Annotated in this window: 24 protein-coding genes and 1 other annotated feature; of the genes, 20 read left to right on the top strand and 4 right to left on the bottom strand. The window is 61.3% G+C overall.

Features of this window, described 5'->3' with window-relative positions; all coding sequences use genetic code 11:
- Positions 1–19: 19 nt before the first annotated feature.
- The 14 genes from aroE (at position 20) to CIC07_RS16230 (ending at position 11,430) form a co-directional block, all read left to right on the top strand.
- Positions 20–916, top strand: a complete 897-nt coding sequence (gene aroE / locus CIC07_RS16295; RefSeq protein ID WP_234992880.1) for a shikimate dehydrogenase — start codon at positions 20–22, stop codon at positions 914–916.
- Between the two features lie 16 nt (positions 917–932).
- The gene (gene yhbY / locus CIC07_RS16290; protein ID WP_021879575.1) at positions 933–1,226 is read left to right on the top strand and encodes a ribosome assembly RNA-binding protein YhbY; all 294 of its coding nucleotides are present in this window, start codon (positions 933–935) and stop codon (positions 1,224–1,226) included.
- A gap of 53 nt (positions 1,227–1,279) precedes the next feature.
- Positions 1,280–1,900, top strand: a complete 621-nt coding sequence (nadD, locus tag CIC07_RS16285; protein WP_076354619.1) for a nicotinate-nucleotide adenylyltransferase — start codon at positions 1,280–1,282, stop codon at positions 1,898–1,900.
- Positions 1,893–2,465, top strand: coding sequence for a bis(5'-nucleosyl)-tetraphosphatase (symmetrical) YqeK (gene yqeK / locus CIC07_RS16280; RefSeq protein WP_076356850.1), 573 nt, complete (start codon positions 1,893–1,895; stop codon positions 2,463–2,465). Before nadD ends, yqeK begins: the two co-directional genes overlap by 8 nt.
- Positions 2,466–2,476: 11 nt before the next feature.
- Positions 2,477–2,824 (top strand): ribosome silencing factor, encoded by a 348-nt coding sequence (gene rsfS, locus CIC07_RS16275; RefSeq protein ID WP_021879573.1) that lies wholly within the window; start codon positions 2,477–2,479, stop codon positions 2,822–2,824.
- Positions 2,821–3,783 (top strand): CvfB family protein, encoded by a 963-nt coding sequence (locus tag CIC07_RS16270; protein WP_076354622.1) that lies wholly within the window; start codon positions 2,821–2,823, stop codon positions 3,781–3,783. The genes rsfS and CIC07_RS16270 overlap by 4 nt, the downstream gene beginning before the upstream one ends.
- Positions 3,784–3,904: 121 nt before the next feature.
- Complete coding sequence (locus tag CIC07_RS16265) at positions 3,905–4,696, top strand: class I SAM-dependent DNA methyltransferase (protein ID WP_076354624.1); 792 nt, start codon at positions 3,905–3,907, stop codon at positions 4,694–4,696.
- Positions 4,697–4,778: 82 nt separating this feature from the next.
- Positions 4,779–5,426 carry a GntR family transcriptional regulator gene (locus CIC07_RS16260; RefSeq protein WP_076354626.1) on the top strand — a complete coding sequence of 216 codons (648 nt, stop codon included), beginning with the start codon at positions 4,779–4,781 and terminating at the stop codon, positions 5,424–5,426.
- A gap of 194 nt (positions 5,427–5,620) precedes the next feature.
- Positions 5,621–6,640 (top strand): metallophosphoesterase family protein, encoded by a 1,020-nt coding sequence (locus tag CIC07_RS16255; RefSeq protein WP_076354628.1) that lies wholly within the window; start codon positions 5,621–5,623, stop codon positions 6,638–6,640.
- Positions 6,637–7,443 (top strand): metallophosphoesterase family protein, encoded by an 807-nt coding sequence (locus tag CIC07_RS16250; RefSeq protein ID WP_076354630.1) that lies wholly within the window; start codon positions 6,637–6,639, stop codon positions 7,441–7,443. Before CIC07_RS16255 ends, CIC07_RS16250 begins: the two co-directional genes overlap by 4 nt.
- A complete protein-coding gene (locus tag CIC07_RS16245; protein WP_094248057.1) occupies positions 7,440–8,777 on the top strand; it encodes an ABC transporter substrate-binding protein in 1,338 nt (445 codons plus the stop codon). Before CIC07_RS16250 ends, CIC07_RS16245 begins: the two co-directional genes overlap by 4 nt.
- A gap of 19 nt (positions 8,778–8,796) precedes the next feature.
- Positions 8,797–9,771, top strand: coding sequence for a carbohydrate ABC transporter permease (locus CIC07_RS16240; protein WP_076354634.1), 975 nt, complete (start codon positions 8,797–8,799; stop codon positions 9,769–9,771).
- Between the two features lie 19 nt (positions 9,772–9,790).
- On the top strand, positions 9,791–10,699 hold the full coding sequence (locus tag CIC07_RS16235) for a carbohydrate ABC transporter permease (protein WP_083687902.1): 909 nt from the start codon (positions 9,791–9,793) through the stop codon (positions 10,697–10,699).
- On the top strand, positions 10,699–11,430 hold the full coding sequence (locus CIC07_RS16230) for a tyrosine-protein phosphatase (protein ID WP_083687903.1): 732 nt from the start codon (positions 10,699–10,701) through the stop codon (positions 11,428–11,430). Before CIC07_RS16235 ends, CIC07_RS16230 begins: the two co-directional genes overlap by 1 nt.
- Before the next feature lie 524 nt (positions 11,431–11,954).
- Here the strand turns inward: CIC07_RS16230 and CIC07_RS16225 are convergent.
- Positions 11,955–12,401, bottom strand: a complete 447-nt coding sequence (locus CIC07_RS16225) for a GNAT family N-acetyltransferase (protein WP_234992881.1) — start codon at positions 12,399–12,401, stop codon at positions 11,955–11,957.
- A 5-nt stretch (positions 12,402–12,406) separates the two neighbouring features.
- Positions 12,407–12,946: a GNAT family N-acetyltransferase gene (locus CIC07_RS16220; RefSeq protein ID WP_076354636.1), complete on the bottom strand. Its 540-nt coding sequence runs from the start codon at positions 12,944–12,946 to the stop codon at positions 12,407–12,409.
- A gap of 137 nt (positions 12,947–13,083) precedes the next feature.
- On the opposite strand from CIC07_RS16220, the gene CIC07_RS16215 reads away from it, so the two are divergent.
- Positions 13,084–13,605: a GNAT family N-acetyltransferase gene (locus tag CIC07_RS16215; protein WP_076354638.1), complete on the top strand. Its 522-nt coding sequence runs from the start codon at positions 13,084–13,086 to the stop codon at positions 13,603–13,605.
- Positions 13,606–13,763: 158 nt separating this feature from the next.
- Positions 13,764–14,441, top strand: coding sequence for a hypothetical protein (locus CIC07_RS16210; RefSeq protein WP_139334405.1), 678 nt, complete (start codon positions 13,764–13,766; stop codon positions 14,439–14,441).
- A gap of 66 nt (positions 14,442–14,507) precedes the next feature.
- Here CIC07_RS16210 and CIC07_RS16205 read toward each other — a convergent pair whose 3' ends face one another.
- Positions 14,508–15,230, bottom strand: a complete 723-nt coding sequence (locus CIC07_RS16205; protein ID WP_076354642.1) for a 3-ketoacyl-ACP reductase — start codon at positions 15,228–15,230, stop codon at positions 14,508–14,510.
- A gap of 182 nt (positions 15,231–15,412) precedes the next feature.
- Positions 15,413–15,654 (top strand) — a binding site (T-box leader).
- Between the two features lie 67 nt (positions 15,655–15,721).
- On the opposite strand from CIC07_RS16205, the gene leuS reads away from it, so the two are divergent.
- Positions 15,722–18,163: a leucine--tRNA ligase gene (gene leuS / locus CIC07_RS16200; protein WP_076354644.1), complete on the top strand. Its 2,442-nt coding sequence runs from the start codon at positions 15,722–15,724 to the stop codon at positions 18,161–18,163.
- A gap of 123 nt (positions 18,164–18,286) precedes the next feature.
- Here the strand turns inward: leuS and comER are convergent, their stop codons facing one another.
- Positions 18,287–19,126 carry a late competence protein ComER gene (gene comER, locus CIC07_RS16195; RefSeq protein WP_076354646.1) on the bottom strand — a complete coding sequence of 280 codons (840 nt, stop codon included), beginning with the start codon at positions 19,124–19,126 and terminating at the stop codon, positions 18,287–18,289.
- Positions 19,127–19,379: 253 nt separating this feature from the next.
- On the opposite strand from comER, the gene CIC07_RS25690 reads away from it, so the two are divergent.
- The 3 genes from CIC07_RS25690 (at position 19,380) to CIC07_RS16180 (ending at position 22,226) form a co-directional block, all read left to right on the top strand.
- Positions 19,380–20,141, top strand: coding sequence for a ComEA family DNA-binding protein (locus CIC07_RS25690; protein WP_076354648.1), 762 nt, complete (start codon positions 19,380–19,382; stop codon positions 20,139–20,141).
- Between the two features lie 58 nt (positions 20,142–20,199).
- Positions 20,200–21,513 (top strand): homocysteine synthase, encoded by a 1,314-nt coding sequence (locus CIC07_RS16185; protein ID WP_076354650.1) that lies wholly within the window; start codon positions 20,200–20,202, stop codon positions 21,511–21,513.
- Between the two features lie 173 nt (positions 21,514–21,686).
- Positions 21,687–22,226 (top strand): deoxycytidylate deaminase, encoded by a 540-nt coding sequence (locus CIC07_RS16180; protein WP_076356858.1) that lies wholly within the window; start codon positions 21,687–21,689, stop codon positions 22,224–22,226.
- Positions 22,227–22,354 lie beyond the last annotated feature (128 nt).

The following is a 22,354-nucleotide window of genomic DNA, read 5'->3' as shown; positions in this document are numbered from 1 at the left end:
AGACGGGAGAGCTGACGGCATGATGGCAAAGACGCATGGGATGTCCGGAATGGAGATCGACAGCCACACGACCCTGTACGGCGTCATCGGCGACCCGATCCGGCATTCCAAATCGCCGGTCATGATGAACCGCGCCTTCCGCGAGACCGGAGTGAACGGCGCTTATGCCGCCTTCCATGTTGCGGCTGACCGGCTGGGCGATTTTTGGGCCGGAGTCAGGGCGATGGGCATCCGCGGCGTCAACGTGACCATTCCGCACAAGCTGGACGTCATGAGCCATCTGGATCATGTCGACGAAGGAGCCCGCCTGATCGGAGCCGTGAACACCGTCGTGAATGATGGCGGCGTCCTGACCGGCTACAACACGGACGGAATCGGGTATGTCCGTTCCCTGAAGGAGGAGGCCATGCCCGAGCTGCGAGGCAAGCGAATCGCGGTCATCGGAGCCGGCGGGGCCGCCCGCGGCGTGCTGTACGCGCTGCTGAAGGAAGGACCTGCCGAGGTCGCGGTGCTGAACCGGACGGAGGAGCGCGCCAGGGAGCTGGCGGATGCCTTTGCCCCGCATGGACGGGCGCGGGCGCTTCCGCAGACCGGCAGCGAGGCGGAGGAGGTTCTCCGTTCAGCCGATCTCGTCGTGAATACGACCTCGATCGGGATGCATCCTAATGTGGACGCATGCCCTGTCGACGTATCTCTGCTGCGGCCGGACGCGGTCGCAAGCGACCTGATCTACAATCCGCTTGAGACCGCTTGGCTGGCCCAAGCCCGCAGCCTCGGCCACCGCACGCATGGCGGACTCGGCATGTTTATCTACCAAGGCGCTTACGCCTTTGAATACTGGACCGGCATACCGGCTCCGACCGGAGCGATGAGGGAAGCCGTCCTGCAGGCGATGCAGGAGAAGTCCGCACCATAGAGAGGTATGTGATTTTATGTTGACAGGCAAACAAAAACGTCATCTGCGCGCGATGGCGCATCATCTGACCCCGATCTTCCAAATCGGCAAAGGCGGCTTCAACGAGCAGCTGGTGAAGCATGTCGAGGAAGCGATCGAGAAGCGCGAGCTGCTCAAGGTCAATCTCCTCAACAACTGCGACGAGGATGCGCGCGAAGTCGGCGCCCAGCTGGCGCAAGGCTCCGGCTCGGAGCTCGTGCAGGTGATCGGCAAGACGATCGTGCTGTACAAGGAGTCCAAGGACTACAAGACGATCGTGCTTCCCCGCTAGGCTGGCGCTTCCGCGCTACCGAAGCAAGCCGGGCATGGGGAGGAGGGGATCGAATGCGCAAGGCAGGCATCATGGGAGGCACGTTCGATCCCATTCATATCGGGCATCTGATCGCGGCGGAGAGGGCGATGGAGGCTTGCGGGCTGGACGAGATGCTGTTCATCCCGAATGCCGGGCCGCCTCTCAAGGACCGCGCTCCAGGGGCTTCTCCGGAAGACCGCTTGAGCATGGTCCGGCTCGCGGTGCAAGCCCATCCCGGCTTCCGGGCGCTGGATGTCGAGCTGAAGCGCGGCGGAGTCAGCTACACGTTCGATACCGTCCTGCAGCTGCAGGAAGAGATGCCGGAGACGGAATTCCATCTCATCATCGGAACGGACCGGATCGGGGATCTGCCGAAATGGCATCGGATCGGCGAGCTTGCGGAGAGGATCCGCTTCATCGGCGTCGACCGTCCGTCCGACGACGGCGATCCGGCCATGTCCGCGACCGCCGCGGCCGGCAGACTGCCGGACAAGCTGAGGGAGCGCCTGCTGCTGGCTTGCATGCCTCGTCTGGCGATCTCCTCGACGGCGATCCGGGCCCGGCTCGGAGCGGGCTTGTCGGTCCGGTACCTCGTGCCGGAGCCGGCGCTTGATTACCTTCTGGAGAAGGGACTGTACCGTCATGATGGATAAGCATCAGATGATCGAATCGATTCGCTCCGGCATGCCTGAGCGCCGCTGGCAGCATGTGCAGGGCGTCATCTCGACGGCCATCGTGCTCGCCGGACGGTTCGGAGCCGATCCGGACAAGGCGGAGCTGGCCGCCATCCTTCACGATCTGGCCAAATACTGGCCGGTGGACCGGATGGAAGAGGCGATCCGGGAAGAGGGCGCCGACCTCGGCATCCTGTCTTACGACAAGGAGCTGTGGCATGCGCCCGCAGGGGCGTGGATATCCCGCCGGGACTACGGCGTCGCGGATATCGAGGTGCTCGACGCCGTCCGTTACCATACGTCCGGCAGGGCCGGCATGACGCTGCTGGACAAAGTGGTCTGCCTCGCGGATTACATGGAGCCGGGACGGGACTTCCCCGGCGTGGAAGGCATCCGGGAGCTGGCCGAGACCGACCTCGATGCCGCGCTTGGAGCCGGTTTCGATTCGACGATACGATTTTTGCTGGAGAAGGGAAAAGTCATTTATCCCCTGACGCTGGCAGCACGGAACGACCTGATCACGACTATAACGAATAGACATTAGGAGGCAACTGAATGGCCCTGAATTCCGAACAACTGCTGCAGGCCGCCGTCGAGGCGGCCGAAGATAAAAAAGCGGGCAACGTCGTCGCGCTCAACCTCAAGGATATTTCCCTCGTCGCGGATTATTTCGTCATCTGCCACGGCAATTCCGATACGCAAGTGCAAGCGATCGCCACGGAGATCCGCAAGCGCGCCCAGGAGGGCGGCGTGACGATGCGCGGCCTTGAAGGCATGGATACCGCACGCTGGGTGCTGATCGACCTCGGAGACGTCGTCGTGCATGTGTTCCATCGCGACGAACGCGATTATTACAGCCTGGAGAGACTGTGGTCCGACGCCAAGGTCGTGGAGTTCGCATGACTCCTTATGCCGGACAGACATTGAAGCTGAGGGTGGCGCGCGAAGTGTCGCCCTTCGGCTTTTTTCTAAGCCTCGGTGACGATGAGGATACGGAAGTCCTGCTGCACTACAGCGAGACGAACGGACATAAGCCGAAGGAAGGTCAGGAGCTGGAAGTGTTCCTGTTCCACGATACGGACGACCGTCTGTCCGCCACGATGAAAAAGCCGCTGATCCAGCTCGGCGAGCTGAAGCGGCTCGCTGTCGCGGACATCCACCCGCGTCTCGGCTGCTTCCTCGAGATCGGCCTCGGACGCCAGCTGCTGCTGCCGCTCTCGGAGCTGCCGGAGCTCGCCGACCTCCGTCCGCTGCCGGGCGATGAAGTCTACGTCACGCTGTCGCATGACAAGAGCGGCCGCCTGCTGGGCAAGCTCGCGCGCGAGGACGATCTGGCGGGGCATGTGTTCCCGGTTCCGTCGACATGGCGCAACGAATGGAAGGAAGGCTGGGTCAGCCGCACGCTGCAGATGGGGTCCTTCGTCGTCCTGGACGGCGACGTCATCGGCTTCGGAGCTTACGGCATGATTCCGGCATCCGAGCGTCCGGAGCCGCTGCGCCTTGGCCAGCGCGTCCGCGCCCGTGTCACCTTCGTCCGCGAGGACGGCCGCGCCAACCTGTCGATGGGCCAGCTCAAGCAGGTCGGACGCCTGGAGGACGCGGACCGCATCCTCGCGTTCATCAAGGAGCGCCCCGGACAGGCGATGCCTTACTCCGACGAGACTCCCCCGGAGATCATCAAGAACAAGTTCGGCATCAGCAAGGGTGCGTTCAAGCGGGCTGTCGGCAAGCTGATGCGCGAAGGTCTCGTCCGCCAGGAAGGCAACTGGACGAAGCTGATCACGGAAGCCGAGGGCGGCGCTCCGGCAGACGCCAAGGCGGATGCAGGGGCGCCGTCGGAGGAGAACGGCGGAGGCGAGTAGTCTCCGCCTGAAGACGGACGCTCCGGCCGGGAGATTGCGGAGCTGTCCCGACAAGGCCGATGCGACGGAATGCCCCGGCTGCGGCTGCCGTTGCAAATGTGTTTGCTTAGGAGGTTTTGCCATGAGGGCTTACCGCCAATTCGCCGGCGTCTACGACCGGCTCATGGAAGATATGCCTTATCCGGACTGGATCCGGTTCATGAGAGAGTGCTGGGAGCGATACGGCGTGCCGGAAAGCATCGCCGACCTCGGCTGCGGCACCGGCAGCCTGTCGATTCCGCTCGCCAAGTCAGGCTTCCGCGTCTATGGAATCGACCTGTCCGCGGACATGCTGTCCATCGCCCGCAGCAAATGGGAAGAGACGCCCCAGCAGGCGATCCGTTCCAATGCCGGCTCCGTCCGCTGGCTGCAGCAGGATATGAGGGACTGGGAGCTGCCGGCTCCGGTGGACGCCGCGATCAGCTTCTGCGACTGCCTGAATTACCTGACGGAGGAAGAAGATATCGAAGCGGCCTTCAGGGCGACATTCCGGGGGCTGAAGGACGGCGGCGTCTTCCTGTTCGACGTCCATGCGCCGTCTACGCTTCGGAGGTACGCGGAGGAGCAGCCTTTCTTCCTCGACGAGCGGGATGTCGGCTACATCTGGACGTCCGAGCTGGAGGAAGACCGCATCGAGATCCGCCATCATCTGACGATCTTCGCCAAGGACACCGGCGACCGCGACGGAAGGTTCATCCGCTTCGAGGAAACCCATCTGCAGCGCGCCTACGATCCGGACTGGATCGTCCGGGCTCTGAAGGCCGCCGGCTTCGGCCGGGTGGACCGTTATGGAGACTTCAGGCTGAGGGAGCCGGGACCGGATTCGGAGCGGCTGTTCTTCGCCGCGGTGAAAAGTCCGGCAAGCGCGGGATGAGCTTCATCATTTCTTTACTTTGCAAAACCTTCTTCTTTTGTTATCCTACAATCCAATCTTAACGAAAAGGAAACGTAAAGAGATGCCACCGGAAAGCTTGGAGAAGACGGCTTACGAGATGCTGCGGAGCCGCATCGTTTATGGAGATTATATGCCAGGCGTCATGCTGTCCGAAAACGAGATCGCAGCGGCCTTCGGCATGAGCCGGACGCCGGTACGCGCGGCGATCTCGCTGCTGGAGCGGGACGGCTTCGTGGAGAGCTTCAAGGGCCGAGGCGTTCTGGTCAAGGAAATTTCGTTCCGCAAATTCTGCGAGATCTACGAGGTGCTCGTCTCCATGCAGACGTTCGTGCTCGATTTGGCGGACAAGGGCGAGCGGGAGTTCGACCTGCCGGCTCTGAAGAGCTGCCTGGATCAGCAGCTTGCGGCCAGGGAAGCGGACGATTACGCCGGATATTACGAATCCGCTCTCGACTTCATCGGCATCATGCTCCGGTCGAGCGGCAACGCATTCATGATGCAGGTGCTGGATCTGTGCAGAGGCAAGTTCATCTGCCGGATGGTGACCTTCCGCAAGCAGCATCCGACGCCGAAGCCGAACTGGAGCGGACTGACCAATGAAAAGGTGTACGAGGCGCTGACCGCCGGCAAGATCGAGGAGGCCAAGGCAGCCATCATGGACAACTACGACCGAACGACTCGCCAGCTCGCCTACTCGGGCATGATCTGAGAAGGCATCCATTCTCCCGTCGTTCCGAAGACTCCTGCCATCGCAGGATGTCGTCGGAACGATTTTTTTGTCTTCAATGACCCCGAGGTTGCCGGACATGCCTTCACGATACCTTAAGATCCCGTTGACGCTGCACTTACATACAACCTGCATACTTGTTCTTGCAAGAGCGAAGACAAAGGGAGTGTGGGGAAATGGACAAGCCGATGATTCCGATCTGGACGGATGAAAGCCACGATGGGCCCGCTCAAGCCGGAGCGCTCAAAAAGCCGTGGTTCGGGCAGCTCGACGCGCAGCTGCATGCCAGCAGGGAGCTGTCGTTCGCCGTGCTCGGCGACCGCTGCGGCATGATGACGCCGGGGGTGTTCGAGGATGCGCTGGAGACGGTGCGTACGCTGAATCCGGACTTTGTCCTGGCGGTCGGAGATTTGATCGAGGGCTACTGGCGCGAGGAGGACAACGCCCATGCCGAGTGGGACGAGCTAGACAGCCTGCTGGAGGGGCTGCAGCGTCCCGTGTTTCCTGTCGTCGGCAATCATGATTGCGGCAGCGAGCTGATGCGCCGGGTATGGGAGGAACGCAAGGGCAGCAGCTATTATGCCTTCCGGATCGGAGGCCTGCTGTTCCTCATGCTGAACACGGAGGACCCGCCGATGGAGATGCCGGATGTCATCATCGATGTCATCAAGGAGGCGACGGACAAGTTCCACCGCGACCCGGAGCATGCCGACGAGCATATGCAGGCCTTTTTCCAGGGGATCATGGAGACGATGGACCCCTCCGACCTGGTGAAGCTGTCGCAGGTGGAGCTTGCGATCGGAGAGCGGCAGCTGCGCTTCGCCGAGCGCGTGCTGGCCGACAATGCCGATGCGGAGTGGACATTCGTGACGATGCATAAGCCGGGCTGGAAGGCGGAGTCGCCGGCTTTCGACCGCTTGATGGAGCTGTTGAAGGAACGCCGCTTCACCGTGTTCGCGGGCCATCTGCACACGATGGAATATACGAGCAGCGGCGAGCAGGAGTGGATCCAGCTGGGCCGCACAGGAGGCCATGGCCACGGCTCGGGACCACAGAGCGAGCATCTCGTGCTGTGGGCGACGGTCAAGGACGGCCGTCCATCGTACCGTGTGCTGGAGCTGTCCGGGATGAACCGGATCGAAGGATACGACCCGAAGCCGCATGTGCATGAGGAAAAGGAGGCGCAGCCAAAATGATCTTTGCCCATATTACAGACACGCATGTCAACAAGCCCGGCCACAATCCCCTCTTCGGAATGGATGCCGCAGCCAAGCTGAGGGAGGTGTTCGCCAAGCTGGGGCAGCAAGCGCAAAAGCCGTCCTTCGTTGTCATCACCGGCGATCTGACTCATGACGGCGATGCCGATGACTATCGCTTCCTGCGGGTGCTGCTGCAGGAGGAAGGGGACAAGCTGGGCGTGCCCGTGCATGTCGCGCTCGGCAACCATGACTCGCGGCCGGGTTTCCGTGAAGGCTACCTGGGAGAGGCGCCGAGCGAGCAGGCTTATTATTATGCGGTGAACGAGCAAGGGCTGCGCCTGATCGTCTTGAACACGCAGCTGCCCGGCTCGCATGACGGAGCGGTCGATGAGGAGCAGCTGGGGTGGCTGCGCGCGCAGCTTGCCGAGCCGGCACCGCTCGGCACGGTCATCGCGCTGCATCATCCGGTCGTAGCGACTCCTTCGGAGCAGATGGACCGGCATCTGCTGCTGGAGCCCGAGCGGCTGCAGGCAGCCATCGAGGGCAGCGATGTGATCGGACTGCTGGCCGGTCATATCCATTTCAACAGTGTCGGCCTTTTTGCCGGAGTGCCTTGCTTTGCCGGTACCGGCTCATCCTTCGGCATCGATCCCAGCAGCCGGGGCACGATGAGGTTCATCGACAGCAGCGGCTACAATCTGGTTCTGGTTAAAGACGGACGGCTGATCTCGCATCCGATCGCGATGCCTGGCGAGCAGAAGATTCTATTCGAATACGAAGAGGAGCGGGTCCACGCATGAAGACGATTCGAATGGGAGCGGCGGCGCTGGCTGCCTCAGCTCTGCTGACCGCCGCGGCATGCGGCAACGGCGGCACGGCGGATACGGCATCCGGAGAGGGCAGCGGTTCCGCCTCGCAGAGCGGAACGCAGGAGAAGCCGGTCACGCTGAAGTTCTACAGCTACAATCTGGCGATCGCCAGCCAGGTCGAAGGCACGAAGAAGCTCATTTCCGAATTCGAGGCGGCTCATCCGACTATCAAGATCGACGCGGTGCCGGTCGCCTCGACCGACATCAACGCCAAGGTGCAGGCCGACATCGTAGCCGGAACCGCGCCCGACGTCGCCCAGCTGACGTTCGACGGCCTGGATTTTGCCGTGAACAACTTCAATGCCAAGCCGCTCGAGGACTTCGTTCCCGCCGACGAGATGGCGGAAAATTTCAAGGACTTCTCCCCGAACGGGCTGAAGCTCGGCCAGCTGAACGGCAAGACATACGGACTGCCGTTCACGTTCAGCACGCCCGTGCTGTTCTACAACGCCGATCTGTTCCGCAAGGCAGGCCTCGATCCCGACCAGCCGCCGAAAACATGGGAAGAGGTCAAGCAGGCGGGGCTGGCGATCAAGGAGAAGACCGGCGAGGCGGGCGCCATCATCAACGGAGCTTCGGGCGGCGACTGGATCATCCAGGCCGTCATCGGAAGCAACGGGGGCTCGGTGCTGTCGGATGACCGCAAGACGATCACCTTCGGCGAGCCGGAAGCCGTCGGCGCCATTCGGATGTGGCAGGACATGATTCAAAGCGGAGCCAGCAACAAAATGAACCAGGGCGAGGCGATGGAGGCGTTCAGCCAGGGCAAGACCGGCATGCTGCTGTTCACGAGCGCGCTGCAGAGCTCGTTCCTCGCCAGCGCCAAGGCCGGGGGCTGGGAGCTGCGCACGGCCAAGATGCCGGCCTTCGACGGGAAGCCGACGACGCCGGTGAACTCCGGCAGCGCGCTGTTCGTCCTGAGCGACGACAAGGCCAAGCAGCAGGCGGCGTGGCAGTTCCTCAAGTTCGTCACGAGCAAGCGCGGCTACACGATCATCACGTCGGAGATCGGCTACCTGCCGCTGCGTCCGTCCATTGTCGACGATCCGGAGTATCTGAAGGGCTGGGTCGAGGAGAATCCGCTCGTCAAGCCGAATCTGGAGCAGCTCGAGACGCTGCGTCCGTGGGTATCCTATCCGGGCTCGAACTGGAAGCAGGTCGAAACGCTGCTACAGGACGCCGTGTCCAAGTCGATCCTCGGCAAGGAAGATCCGGCAGCCATCCTGCAGGATGCGGCCAAACGCGCCCAGGCGCTGATCCAATAAGAAAAGAGGCGCTGCCATCATGTCTTTCAATCTGGCGGAAGGGCGCAAGCGCGCGGGCTTCCGGAGGCGGACGGAGCGAAGCGGCTCCGCCGCCTTGCTGCCGCTGCGCCGCTTCGGCAAGCTCAAGCCTTACCTCTACCTGCTGCCGGCGCTGCTGTCGATCGGCTTCTGGATCTACAAGCCGCTGATCGAGACGTTCGGCCTCAGCGTCTACCAATGGAATCTGCTGCCGACGTCGCCGAAGACGTATGTCGGCCTGGACAACTTCCGGCGGCTGCTGACGCTGCCCGAAATGGGCGCAGCGCTCAGCAATACCGTTGTCTATACGCTCGGCGTGCTCCCCTTCTCGCTGCTGCTGCCGCTGCTGATCGCCATCGGCACCGACAACATCTCGCGCCGATGGGGCAATGTGTACCGCGCGCTGATCTTCGTGCCGATGATCATGGCTCCAGTCGCCGTCTCCTCGGTCTGGCGCTGGATCATGCACCCGGTCAACGGAGTGGCGAACCGCGAGCTGCAGCCGCTGTTCGGGCTGGAGGAGCCGATCCGCTTCTTCACGGACGAGCGCTGGGCGATCTGGACGATCACGTTCATTACCGGCTGGAAGCTGATCGGCTTCAGCACGCTCATCATCTCGGCGGCCCTTGCCGGCATCAACAAGGAATATATCGAGGCGGCCCAGATCGACCGGGCGAACCGGCTGCAGATCATCGTGCATGTGCTGCTGCCGCTGCTGTCGCCGACCCTTTTGTTCCTGTCGATGATGAGCCTGCTGTTCGCTTCGGAATGGAGCTTCGCCTATATCAATGTGCTCACCCAGGGCGGACCGTTCAATTCCACGACGAATGTGTACTATCTGCTATGGCAGAACGGCTTCGAAACGTTCAACATCGGCGCCAGCTCGGCTGCCGCAGTCGTGTTTTTCCTCGGCTTCGGCGTTCTCGCCGCAGCGTTCATGCGCCTTTCGCGCAAGCTGAGCTTTTACGACAACTGATCAAGGAGGCGTTGCCCGCATGTCCCGAATACCAACCCCGCGGAAGCCGGCTCTCGCCTCCGTGCCCGGGGGGCTGCAGACCGAAGCCGAGACGCCCCGCCGCAAGCGGGCGGGCGCTCCGGCTTTGGCGGCGCAGGGCGGCAAGCATGTGCTGCTCATTGCCGTCTCGTTCCTGGCCATTTTTCCGCTGTACTGGATGATCGTCACCTCGCTCAAGCCGGAGGCGGAGGTGTACAGCGCGGCGTGGTTTCCCTCTCATCCGACGCTGGACAACTACAAAACGGCCTGGAGCTCGATTCCGATGGCGCGCATGCTGTCCAATTCCCTCGTGACCGCGGCCGCCCAGACGGCGGCGCAGGTCGCCACCAGCATCCTCGCGGCCTATGCGTTCGTACGCTGGCGGTTCCGCGGCAGCGGCCTGATCTACGGACTCATAGCGCTCACCTGGCTCGTTCCCTTCCAGGTCATCATGATTCCGAACTATGTGGCGGTCAGCGGCTTCGGCTGGCGCGACTCGCTGATGGGTCTAATCGTGCCGAACGCGGCGTCGGCATTCGCCGTCATGCAGCTGTACGGAGCGTTCCGCTCCTATCCGGCTGCCTTGATCGAAGCCGCCAGGCTGGACGGCTGCGGCGACTGGGCCATCCTCTGGAAGACGATCCTGCCGAATCTGAAGGCGCCGATCGCCTCGATCGCGATCCTGCTGTTCATTACGTCGTGGAACGACTATTTCTGGCCGCTGCTCGTGACGACCAAGATGGAGCATTCCACGATCCAAAAAGGCCTCCAGATGTTCATCTCCTCCGACGGCAACATGTGGGGAGCGCTGATGGCAGGCACGACGATCGCGAGCCTGCCGGTACTGGTCATTTATTTGCTGCTTCAGCGGAGCATCATCGATTCTTTTGTGAAGGGCGGACTTAAATAATGGTGATGGAATCTTATGTACGCAAAATCGAGCTTGACGGAGCCTGCAATGTGCGCGATATCGGAGGTTATGCGTCGGCGGACGGAGGCAGCGTCATGCGCGGCCGCCTGTTCCGCGCCGACGGCTTGCACAAGCTGAGCGAAGCCGACCGGGGAGAGCTGCTCGGACGGGGCGTGAAGCTGGTCATCGACCTGCGCTCCGACCATGAGCTGGCGGCCAAGCCGAATGTGTTCGCGCAATCCGCCGAGCTGCGCTACCGGAACATCAGCCTGCTGAACCCGGCGCTGCCGGAGACCGCATCGCCGCGCACCCTGGGAGATCTGTATGTCTCGATGCTTGACGGCGCGGGGGAACAGCTGCGGGAAGTATTCGGCCTGATCGCAATCGAGCCGGATGCCGTGCTGTTCCACTGCGCCGCCGGCAAGGACCGCACCGGCGTCGTGGCTGCGCTGCTGCTGCAGCTCGCGGGCGTGGAGGACCGCGCTATCGTTGCGGATTATGCGGAGACGGGCCTGAACCTGGCGCCGGTCATGAACGAACTTCGCGCAGACCGTCCGGAGGCTGTGCCGGCCGACCTGTACGAGATGTTTCTCGGCAGCGACCCGTCCAATATGGAGACCATGCTGGCTCATCTGCACAGCCGTTATGGAGGCGCGGAGCCCTATCTCCGCTCTATCGGCGTGACGGAAGCCGAGCTGGCCTCGCTGAGGAACAAGCTTAGCGGCGTTTAAGCTCGAACCGCAGATTCGATCCGAAGCGAGGCCACAGACAGTCTCTAGCCGAATCGTTGGGCATTTTCACCCATGGGGTGAGAGGCCGGGGATCTGCTTATGTGCGGATTCCGCAAAAAAGGCGGGTAACGGGAAAAAAGGTATCCAAAAGGGCTGCTGCCCTCTCGATATGCGTCGAGAAAGCAGCAGCCCTTTTGGCAGCCCGGTTACCTTAATAAGGTTTCTCCAAACATGTAATAGGGGAGGTATAGCAGTATTGAGGAGCTGCCGCAGCGGAAGCTAGAGAAGCGAATGGAAGGGCAAGCAATGCGGTCAAGCCAAGCATGAGAAACATCTTCTTCAAGTTCATCACCTCCATTTACCATTTACTGCATTATATTATATATCAATGGAACAAGATAGACGGATGTAACCTACGTGGCAGTAAATTCAGGCTTCAACTAGTAAAAGCCTGCAGAGATCCTTCCTCTCGGAGAGTCTCGGCTCTGGGCCGGATCAGCGTCGGGAATAGCCATCATGAACCTCTATTTGGCTTCAAACACAGTGAACATTCCCGTCATGCCGGGAGCATGGTTCCTTAGGCCGAACTTTTCATAGAATGTCTCCTTGCCTTCCGCAGCGAACAAGCCGGCAAACGCAATGCCGCTGTCCATCTTGCTCTGCCGTACATATCCAAGCAGAATGTCCATGATCATTTTGCCGATTCCCTGGCCTTGATGGTCCGGATGGACGGCGACATCCTGAATATAGAAGTACATGACGCCGTCGCCGACGATCCGGCCCATTCCGACGGCCTTGCCGTCCAGTTCGGCTACGACTGCATAACGAGATTGGGCAATGGAATTTTGGATCATTCCAGAATCCGCATGTCCCCAGCCGACCGCTTGCCACAGGGAGATGAACTCTTCTACGGAAGGCTGGCGCTCCAAGAGGACGATAGAGTTGCGGTTCATATGCCTGCCCGCCTCCATGGTCTTCAACTCCTTTCGTCGAATTCCTGATCGAGAATGCTCATGAGCAGCCGATTGCAGTAACGGCCGTTTTTGTACACCTCATCCCTCAGGATGCCGTCCCGGCGAAAACCGCATTTCTCGTAGCAGCGCATGGCCCCGGGATTATCCTCGTCCACGGTGAGCATGATTTTGTGAAGGTTAAGACGGTGAAAGGCGAATCCCAGCAGCGTGTGGACGATATCGGTTCCGTACCCTTTGCCGCGGCTTGACTTCTCTCCAATCCATAGCCCGAGTTCCGCGCTGCGCGCCCAATGATTGATTCCGAACAGCTGGGCGCTGCCGATGTTTTCGCTGCTTTCCAGCTCCATGACCGTAAAATAGGCGCTGTCAGCATTTCTTTTGGCATATTTTGCTGTCCGTTCCTTGACCTCGGCAGGAGTAAGCGGCATTCCGGCCCCTGAAGAAAGAGTGGCGGATACCTCCGGATCGACGAGCCATTTGTAGCGAAGCTCCCAATCGTCTTCAACGACCGGCCGCAGCATAACCGATTTTCCTATGAGCATTATAGAAGCTCCCCCTTTTCGCCGTTCAAGGCGGCATGGTATACTTTCCCGCAATAGAAATCATTCAATGCCGGTCCGGGAAATCCCTTTAATTGGGGAGCTGGCCGCATGTGGTCGACGGGGAGAGAGGGATGGCTATGGCGGATGTGAGGCTGGCGGCTCCGGATTTGCGGCTGGAAGAGGAATATAAGGCTTTTTACGAGGAATGGATCGACAGCGGCGAAGACATGGTTCCCTGGGTCATCGGGAAGGATCCGGCGGATTTCCCCGCGATGGTGGATTGGCTCGGGAAAAACAGCGCCGGCATCGGACTTCCGGAAGGCTGGGTGCCGGATTCGACGTTCTGGCTCGTCGATGAGAGCGGGCGCGTGCTCGGAGCTGTCAACATCCGTCATGGGCTGACGCCGTTTCTGCTGACGAGCGGCGGGCATATCGGCTATGGCATCCGGCCTTCCGAGAGGCGCAAGGGCTATGCGACGGAGCTGCTGAGGCTGGCGCTGGAGAAGACATCCGAGCTCGGCATTCCCAGGGTGCTGGTCGTCTGCGACCGCTCCAACGAGGCTTCGGCGAAGACAATCCTGAACAACGGTGGAGTGGAGGATGCTCCGCATGCCGAGGAGAACGGGAATGTCGTTCGGAGATTCTGGATCGGCGGCTAGCATTCGTCCGGCACGGTGCGCATGGAGACTTGTTTCGCGGCATGCTGTTGGACAAGGAGCACGGATAGAGGACGAAGAAGGCGGTGGATCAAGCGGATGACATTTCGCAGGACGAAGCGGATGACAATGCGTAGGACAAAGCGGAGCTTAAAGATCGGATGACGAGGAGAACAGGCTCTTTCCTTTTGCTGGGATTTGCTCTCCTGCTCATGGTGAGCTGGAGCGCTTGCGGCCGCCAAGCCGACAGCGTGCCGGACAAGGCGGCGGCGGTCATCACCTCCGATCAAGGAAACGAAATCGAGCTTCCATTGGATGAGCTGCCGCAGCTGCGGGCTTATCTGGAGGACGAAGGCGCCGCGGAAGAGGAGCTTGAACGAACGGCCTTCTCCGAAATCGAGACGGGAGGGACCGGCCGGCTGGGAGTGGTGAAATACGGCTGCGGCAATAAATCCTGCTCCCTGCTGCTCGTCCGCATTGGAGACGCCGGGACGTCAAGCATCGAGCTGCCGAGAGGGCTCTACGTGGACAGCCGCGCCGCCAAAGGCCGCATCCTGCTTCGCCTTGCCTATCCCGAGGGAAATCGCGTCGTGCGCCATAGGATCCTTCCCGTCGATTATCGAACGATGACGCTGCTTCCTTACGGAGACGAGAACGACCAAAAGGAGCTTGTTGCATCCCCTTCATGGCCGGTCATGGACTATGGATGGGACGGGACGGACCGGATTTGGATCGAAACGGCAGACGCGGAAATCGGGGAATATGGAAATTTGGAGCCATGGTTTGCGGATGAGAACCGGAGGCTTCGGATTCGGAAGCTTCCCCTGCTGCCTTCGTGAAGCCAGCAGCCTCCGAAACGTCCAAAAAGCCGGCATTCCCAGGGAATGCCGGCTTGTCTCATGAAATCAAGGATTGGTCGTCCAAATGCCTGCGGTCTTGATGAAGACGCGGTCCGGGAGCTTGAGCGCGGCGACGATCAGCTCCGCGACGTCCTCGGGCTGCATCATGCCGCTGTTGTCCTTGTCCGGGGAGACGAGTCCGCCGCTGACGGACAGCGGGGTGTTGACCGTGCTCGGAGTCAGCGCCGTGACGCGGATGTTCGACTTGCGGACCTCCTGCATGAGCGCCTCGGTGAAGCCCATGACGGCGAACTTGGAGGCGTTGTAGGCGGAGCCGGTCGCGAAGCCGCGCTCGCCCGCAGTGGAGGCGATGTTGAGAATGGCGCCGCTTTTGCGCTCCAGCATGGAAGGAAGCACGGCATGGGTGACGTAATAGGTGCCGAACAGATTGATGCGGACGATCCGCTCCCATTCGGCCGGATCCATCTCGGCCACCGTGCCGAAGGTGGCGACTCCGGCGTTGTTGATCAGGACGTCGACGCTGCCCAGCTCCTTGGCGAGGCCCTTGGCGGCATCGGCCGCCTCGGCGGCGTCGGAGATGTCGGCGACGGCGTAGTGGACGCTGATGCCGTATTGGGAGGTCAGCTCCCTTGCCAGCGATGCCAGTTCGGACTCGGTGCGGGATATCAGGCCCAGATGGACGCCTTCCTTGGCGAGAGCGATCGCGGCCGCACGGCCGATGCCTTTGCCGGCGCCGGTGATGAGGGCTGTCTTATTTTTCAATTCCAATGGAATCTCTCCTGTCTGTGTGGATTGGGCTTGCACAGCATTTCTATTATATAGGAAGGCTGGTTGGAGGAACAAATGAAGAAGCCGTGAGCGAGCGACATGACGCGCCGCAGGGTTCGACAGCCGTCGACGGCTTCTTGACTCCCGGCCTGCAATCCACTATAATCGGACTTAAATTAGCCATATTGGCGTTGAAGAGGAGCAGTAAGCCGCATCGCGTGGATTTAGAGAGCCGGCATCAGTTGGTGCAAGCCGGACCCGCAGCGTGCCGAATCTCGCCTCGGAGCCGCAAGGTCAATTCCGGATTCGGAGCAGCCTTGCCGCATGGCCCGCGTTAAGGGCTTCATGAGTGGGTGTCCGCGGCAAAGCATGCCGGGCGCCAACTAGGGTGGTACCACGGGAATTCAAACCTCTCGTCCCTAGCGATTAATCGCTGGGACGGGAGGTTTTTTGCGTTTGCGCCCCCGCACAATGAACAGGAGGCATAGGCCATGAGTCAGGAAAGAATCGAAGGACAAGGTTATAACCCGCAGAAGCTGGAGCCGAAGTGGCAGCAGCATTGGGATGAGCATAAGACGTTCCGCACGACGGAGGACTCGGGCAAGCCGAAATTCTACGCGCTTGACATGTTCCCATACCCGTCCGGAGCCGGCCTGCATGTAGGCCATCCGGAGGGATACACGGCGACCGACATCGTCTCCCGCTACAAGCGGATGAAGGGCTTCAACGTGCTGCATCCGATGGGCTGGGACGCCTTCGGCCTGCCGGCTGAGCAGCATGCTCTCGATACCGGCGAGCATCCGCGAGAGATCACGGTGAAGAACATCAACAACTTCCGCCGCCAGATCAAGTCGCTCGGCTTCTCGTACGATTGGGACCGCGAGATCAGCACGACCGATCCGGATTATTACAAGTGGACGCAGTGGATTTTCATCCAGCTGTACAAGAAAGGCCTCGCTTACGTCGCGGAGGTGCCGGTCAACTGGTGTCCGGCGCTGGGCACCGTGCTGGCGAACGAGGAAGTCATCAACGGCCTCAGCGAGCGCGGAAATCATCCTGTCATCCGCAAGCCGATGCGCCAGTGGGTGCTGAGAATTACCGAGTATGCCGAGCGCCTGCTCGAAGACCTGGAGGAGCTGGACTGGTCGGAAAGCATCAAGGACATGCAGCGCAACTGGATCGGCAAGTCCGTAGGGGCGGAGGTCGCGTTTGCGGTCGACGGCTCCGAGGCGGAGATCCAGGTGTTCACGACCCGTCCGGATACGCTGTTCGGCGCGACCTACTGCGTGCTTGCTCCGGAGCATGAGCTGGTGGACTCCATCACCTCGCAGGAACAGAGGGCGGCGGTCGCCGACTACCGCGAGGCGGCTTCCCGCAAGAGCGATCTCGAGCGCACCGACCTGGCGAAGGACAAATCCGGCGTCTTCACGGGAGCTTACGCGGTCAATCCGGTCAACGGAGCCAAGGTTCCGGTCTGGATCGCGGATTATGTCCTGGCCGGCTACGGCACGGGAGCGATCATGGCCGTGCCGGGCCATGACCAGCGGGACTGGGAATTCGCCAAGCAGTTCGGCCTGCCGATCATCGAGGTCGTGCAGGGCGGCAGCGTCGAGGAGGAAGCCTTCTCCGGCGACGGCCCGCATGTGAACTCGGACTTCCTGAACGGACTCTCCAACAGCGAAGGCATCGCAGCCATGATCAGCCGCCTGGAAGAGACGGGCAAGGGCCGCGGCAAAACGACGTACCGTCTGCGCGACTGGCTGTTCAGCCGCCAGCGCTACTGGGGCGAGCCGATTCCGATCCTCCATCTGGAGGACGGCTCGATGAAGCCGGTTCCGGAGGACCAGCTTCCGGTGGTGCTGCCGGATGTCGACGCGATCAAGCCTTCCGGCACGGGAGAATCCCCGCTCGCCAACGTTGCGGACTGGGTCAACACGACCGATCCGGAGACCGGCCTGCCGGCTCGCCGCGAGACGAACACGATGCCGCAATGGGCGGGCAGCTGCTGGTATTACCTGCGCTTCATCGATCCGAAGAACGACCGTGAGCTGTGCTCCGCCGAGAAGCAGAAGGAATGGCTGCCGGTCGACCTGTACATCGGCGGGGCGGAGCATGCGGTGCTTCACTTGCTGTACGCGCGCTTCTGGCACAAGGTGCTGTACGACCTCGGCGTCGTCGACACCAAGGAGCCTTTCCACAAGCTGGTCAACCAAGGCATGATTCTCGGCACGAACAACGAGAAGATGAGCAAATCCCGCGGCAATGTCATCAATCCCGACGACATCGTGGGCGAATACGGGGCCGATACTTTGCGCCTGTACGAAATGTTCATGGGGCCGCTGGAAGCGACGAAGCCGTGGAACACGAGCGGCGTCGAGGGCATGCACCGCTTCCTCAGCCGCGTCTGGCGCTTGTTCGTCGGCGAGAACGGCGAGCTGAATCCGAAAATCTCGGATGCCGAAGGAAGCGACGCGATGAACCGGGTGTGGCATCGCTCCATCAAGAAGGTGTCGGACGACTTCGACAACCTGCGCTTCAACACCGCGATCAGCCAGCTGATGATCTGGGTCAACGAAGCCTACAAGGCCGATGCGCTGCCGCGCCGTTCCATGGAGAACCTCGTGCAGCTGCTGTCTCCGCTCGCTCCGCATATCGCCGAGGAGCTGTGGGAGAAGCTGGGCCATTCCGAATCCGTCACGTATGTGGCATGGCCTTCTTATGAAGAAGCCTGGACGGTGGATCAGGAGGTCGAGATCGTCGTGCAGGTCAACGGCAAGATCGCCGAGCGCGTATCCATCGCGGCCGATACCGATACGGACGAAATGGAACGGATCGCCAAAGAGCTCCCTCGGGTGAAGGAGCTCACGGAAGGCAAGACGGTCCGCAAGGTCGTCGCAGTCAAAGGCAAGCTCGTCAATATCGTAGCCAATTAAAGTGATTCCGAAGGCGGCTGGCCTCCTTGATTGAGAGGAGGGAAATGCCGCCGGAGGCTCTTTCTGAGGAAAGCATCCCGGAAGAGGTGAACGGGCCCTGGAGGTTTCGCATGCGCGAACGCCTCAGGGGCCGTTCACCTCTTCGCCGTATAGGGAAGCTTCGACCTTTTCGAGATCCTCGCGGAATTTGTCGTGGGTGATGCGGATCAGCTTCTGGAACATGCCGTCCGTCTCCTGCCGGAGCAGCTGCAGGCCTTGCTGGGTAATGCCGCCCGGCACCGAGACGCGGCGGATCAATTCATCGGGCGTCATGCCCCCTTCGGTCAGCAGCTTGCCTGTGCCGAGCAGCATGGCGCTGGAGATGGCGACCGCCTCGTCGGGATCGATGCCGGTCATCTCGACGGCGGCGTCGATCAGGCGCTGCAGCAGGAAGGAGATGAAGGCCGGACCGCAGCTGGACAGGTCGGAGACGATCCGGGTGTACTGCTCGTCGATGAGCAAGGGCTCGCTTATGCGCGACAGGATGCCTTCCAGGTAGCAGCAGTCTGCGACGGTCATGCGGCTGCCGAACATGCAGAGCGAGGCGCCGCTCAACACTCCGTTCGTAATGCTGGGGATGATTTTGGCGATGCGGCAGGGGAGCTGGTCCTCCAGATGGCTGATGAGCACGGCGCTGGTGATGGACACGACGACCTGGTCGCTCCGGACGGACGGCTGGATTTCCTGCAGGACGGATTTGAATTCCGAAGGCTTGACGCACAAAAAAAGGCAGTCGCTCCGCTGTGCGGCTTCGCGGCTTGATGGAACGGCCGCAACGCCGGGATGCTGCGCGGCGAGACGTTCGGCCTTATGGAAAGTCCGGTTGGCGACGACGACATCGGAAGCTTCGACAGCGCCCGACCGGATGAATGAATCCACCAGCAGGCTGCCCATGCTGCCCGTGCCGATAAATCCGATCTTCATGGGATCCCTCCTTGCGAGCTGGGAGTCCGCTCCAGGCCGGAGCCGGGAGTGGCGGACGTCCCGCATGGGGATAGAATGCGGCGGCCAGCCGTGCCGGCCCCTATGCCCCTTCTGACCATCCGTTCCCGGGAGGCGTTTCTTATCCAGGGCGGAAGGCGGATTGTTAGTACTCTATGCAGGACGGCTCGGCAAACATGTCGAGGAAAGGAAAACCTTCACGAATCATTGCCGGAAGGCAGGGAGGAGCATGCTTGTGGAGAGATATGGATCGCGGAGGCGGGGCCGGAAAACGGCCGTGCTGGCGCTCGGCTTGGCCGGGGCCGGCCTGATCGCCTTCGGGCTTCAGCAGCCGCGGGATTCCGAGCCGGCCGGCTGGGTTCAAGTGAATGCGGCGTTGGCGGAGGCGATGTCCGCCAAGGAAGCTGCATCGGGCGGCGGCGGGGCGAGCGGCGGAACGGGGATAGAGGAGGGAGGCGCGGTTTCCGGACAAGCCGGTTCCGGCGGCGAGGCTGCGGCAGGAACCGGCTCCGCCGCAGGAGGAGCTGCTGGCGGAGCCGGGGCGGCAGGGGCTCAAGGCGGCGAAGCAGGGAAAAGCTCCCCATCGGACGGGAGTTCCCTTACCGGACAAGCTGCCGCTGCCGGCACGGCCAGCGGAGAAGGCGCGGGAAGCGGAGCGGCCGGCTCAAGCGTTACTGGAGCCGATGCGGCCAACAACGGGGCGGGAATCAAGGCAGAGGGCGGCGGAGCGGCGGGATCGTCGGGAAGCGGAGAGGGCGCGGGCAGCGGACAAGCAGCCGGCGGATACGCCGCGTCGGATGGTAGGCTCGACCTGAACCGGGCTAGCGCCGAGCAGCTCGATGCGCTGCCCGGCGTAGGTCCCGCCAAAGCGAAAGCGATCGTCGAGGAGCGGGAACGAAGCGGTTTTTTTCTATCGGTCGAGGATGTCCAGACGGTGAAGGGAATCGGTCCGAAAATCGTGGAGAAATGGAAAGATCTAGTTGTCGTCCTTCCATGAATGTGAGAGAATGGGCATAATTCCATTATTTCATCCCGATATAGGAGGTTTTAAGAAGATGACTGAACCTCGCAAGCTTGCTCTTGAAACGCTGGCCGTCCATGCCGGCCAAGAAATCGATCCGACCACCCTGTCCCGGGCCGTGCCCATCTATCAAACGACATCGTACGGCTTTCATGATACCGACCACGCGGCGGATCTGTTCGGACTGAAATCGTTCGGAAATATCTATACCCGCATCATGAATCCGACCAGCGACGTATTCGAGAAGCGGGTTGCGGCGCTGGAAGGCGGAGCGGCAGCGCTTGCGGTTTCCTCGGGATCTTCCGCCATCTCCTACTCGATTCTCAATATCGCTTCGGCAGGCGACGAGATCGTCAGCTCGTCCAGCCTGTACGGAGGCACATACAACCTGTTCGCGCATACCCTGCCCAAGCTCGGCATCAAGGTGGTCTTCGTGGACGCTTCCGATCCCGAGAACTTCCGCGCAGCGATCACGGATAAGACAAAAGCCGTATTCGGCGAAACGATCGGCAATCCGAGAGGCGACGTGCTCGACATCGAAGCCGTCGCCAAGATCGCGCATGAGAACGGCGTTCCGCTCATCGTGGACAATACGTTCCCGAGTCCCTATCTGCTGAGGCCGATCGAGTTCGGCGCGGATATCGTCGTCCACTCGGCGACCAAATTCATCGGCGGACACGGCACCTCCATCGGAGGAATCATCGTTGACGCCGGAGCATTCGACTGGCTGGCGAGCGGCCGATTCCCTGGCCTGACGGAGCCGGATCCGAGCTATCACGGCCTCGTATACACGGATGCCGTCGGACCTTTGGCTTATATCATCAAAGCGCGCGTACAGCTTCTCCGCGATCTTGGCGCCGCCATCTCGCCGTTCAATTCCTTCCTGCTGCTGCAGGGACTGGAGACGCTGCACCTGCGGATGGAACGCCACAGCTCCAACGCGCTGGAAGTCGCCCGGTATCTGGAAGCCCATGACGCGGTGGCATCCGTCAGCTATCCCGGCCTGCCCGGACATCCGTCGCATGAGCTGGCGCAGAAGTATCTGCCGAAAGGGCAAGGAGCGATCCTGACCTTCGAAATCAAAGGCGGAATCGAAGCCGGCAAGCGGATCATCAACTCCGTGCAGCTGTTCTCGCATTTGGCGAACGTCGGGGACTCCAAGTCTCTCATCATCCACCCTGCGAGCACGACGCATCAGCAGCTGTCTCCGGACGAGCAGCTGGCGTCCGGCGTCACGCCGGGCCTGATCCGCTTGTCCATCGGCACGGAAGGAATCGCCGACATCCTGGATGATCTCGGACAGGCGATCGCCGCCAGCCAGACGAGCGAGGTCGCCAGCGGCTCCTGATCGGATCGAGCCTTTTGGGTTCATGACAAAGGAGACGGTTCATGCGGAGCTGAAGCACTTCCATGAGGCTGATCGGCCGAAGCATTTGGCTTGGCATCAACCGATTGTCGCTTTCCCGCTGCATTCGCTATAATGGAATTCAACAGGAACCGACAGGGAAGGGGCTGCACCGCATGCCGACTACATCCGCCGTCCAGCAGGATGCCGCAAGAAAAGACTGGGACACCTATTTCATGGACATCGCCTATATGGTATCGACCCGATCGCGCTGCCCAAGGCGGCACGTGGGAGCGCTGCTCGTCCAGGGCAAGAAGCTGCTTGGTACAGCCTACAACGGAGCTCCGATGGGCGTCGCCGACTGCTCCGAGGCCGGCTGCATGATCGTCGAGGAATGGGAGCAGCGGATTACGGACGGCCAGGCCGATATGGTCAAGAAGCAGCGCTGCATCCGCACCATCCACGCCGAGCAGAACCTGCTTCTGTTCACCGACCGGAGCGACCGGGAAGGCTCGACGGTTTATGTGACCGACCAGCCTTGCTGGACGTGCGCCAACATGCTGGCGAACAGCGGCATTTCCGAGATCGTCTATCATCGCGGCTATCCGAAGGACTCGGAGAAAGTCAGGGCGCTGATGGAGCAGAAGGGAATCGGCTTCCGGCAGCTGGAAGGCTACGAGCCTCCGCCGCAGGCGGGGCTTGCCGTAACGGATTAGCGGGCGGCGGATTTTGGATTTGATAGGGCTAAGGCTGAAGTTTGAAGGCTGATGCCTGACATTCGGAGGAAGCACCTCCACGAGAACTCCTTACGGAGAATCGTGGAGGTGCTTTTAGTTGTGCAGGA

The sequence above is a fragment of the Paenibacillus sp. RUD330 genome (genome assembly GCF_002243345.2).
GTDB lineage: Bacteria > Bacillota > Bacilli > Paenibacillales > Paenibacillaceae > Paenibacillus_O.
Note: the sequence above shows the minus strand (reverse complement) of the source record. Positions and strands in the feature narration are given on the sequence as shown.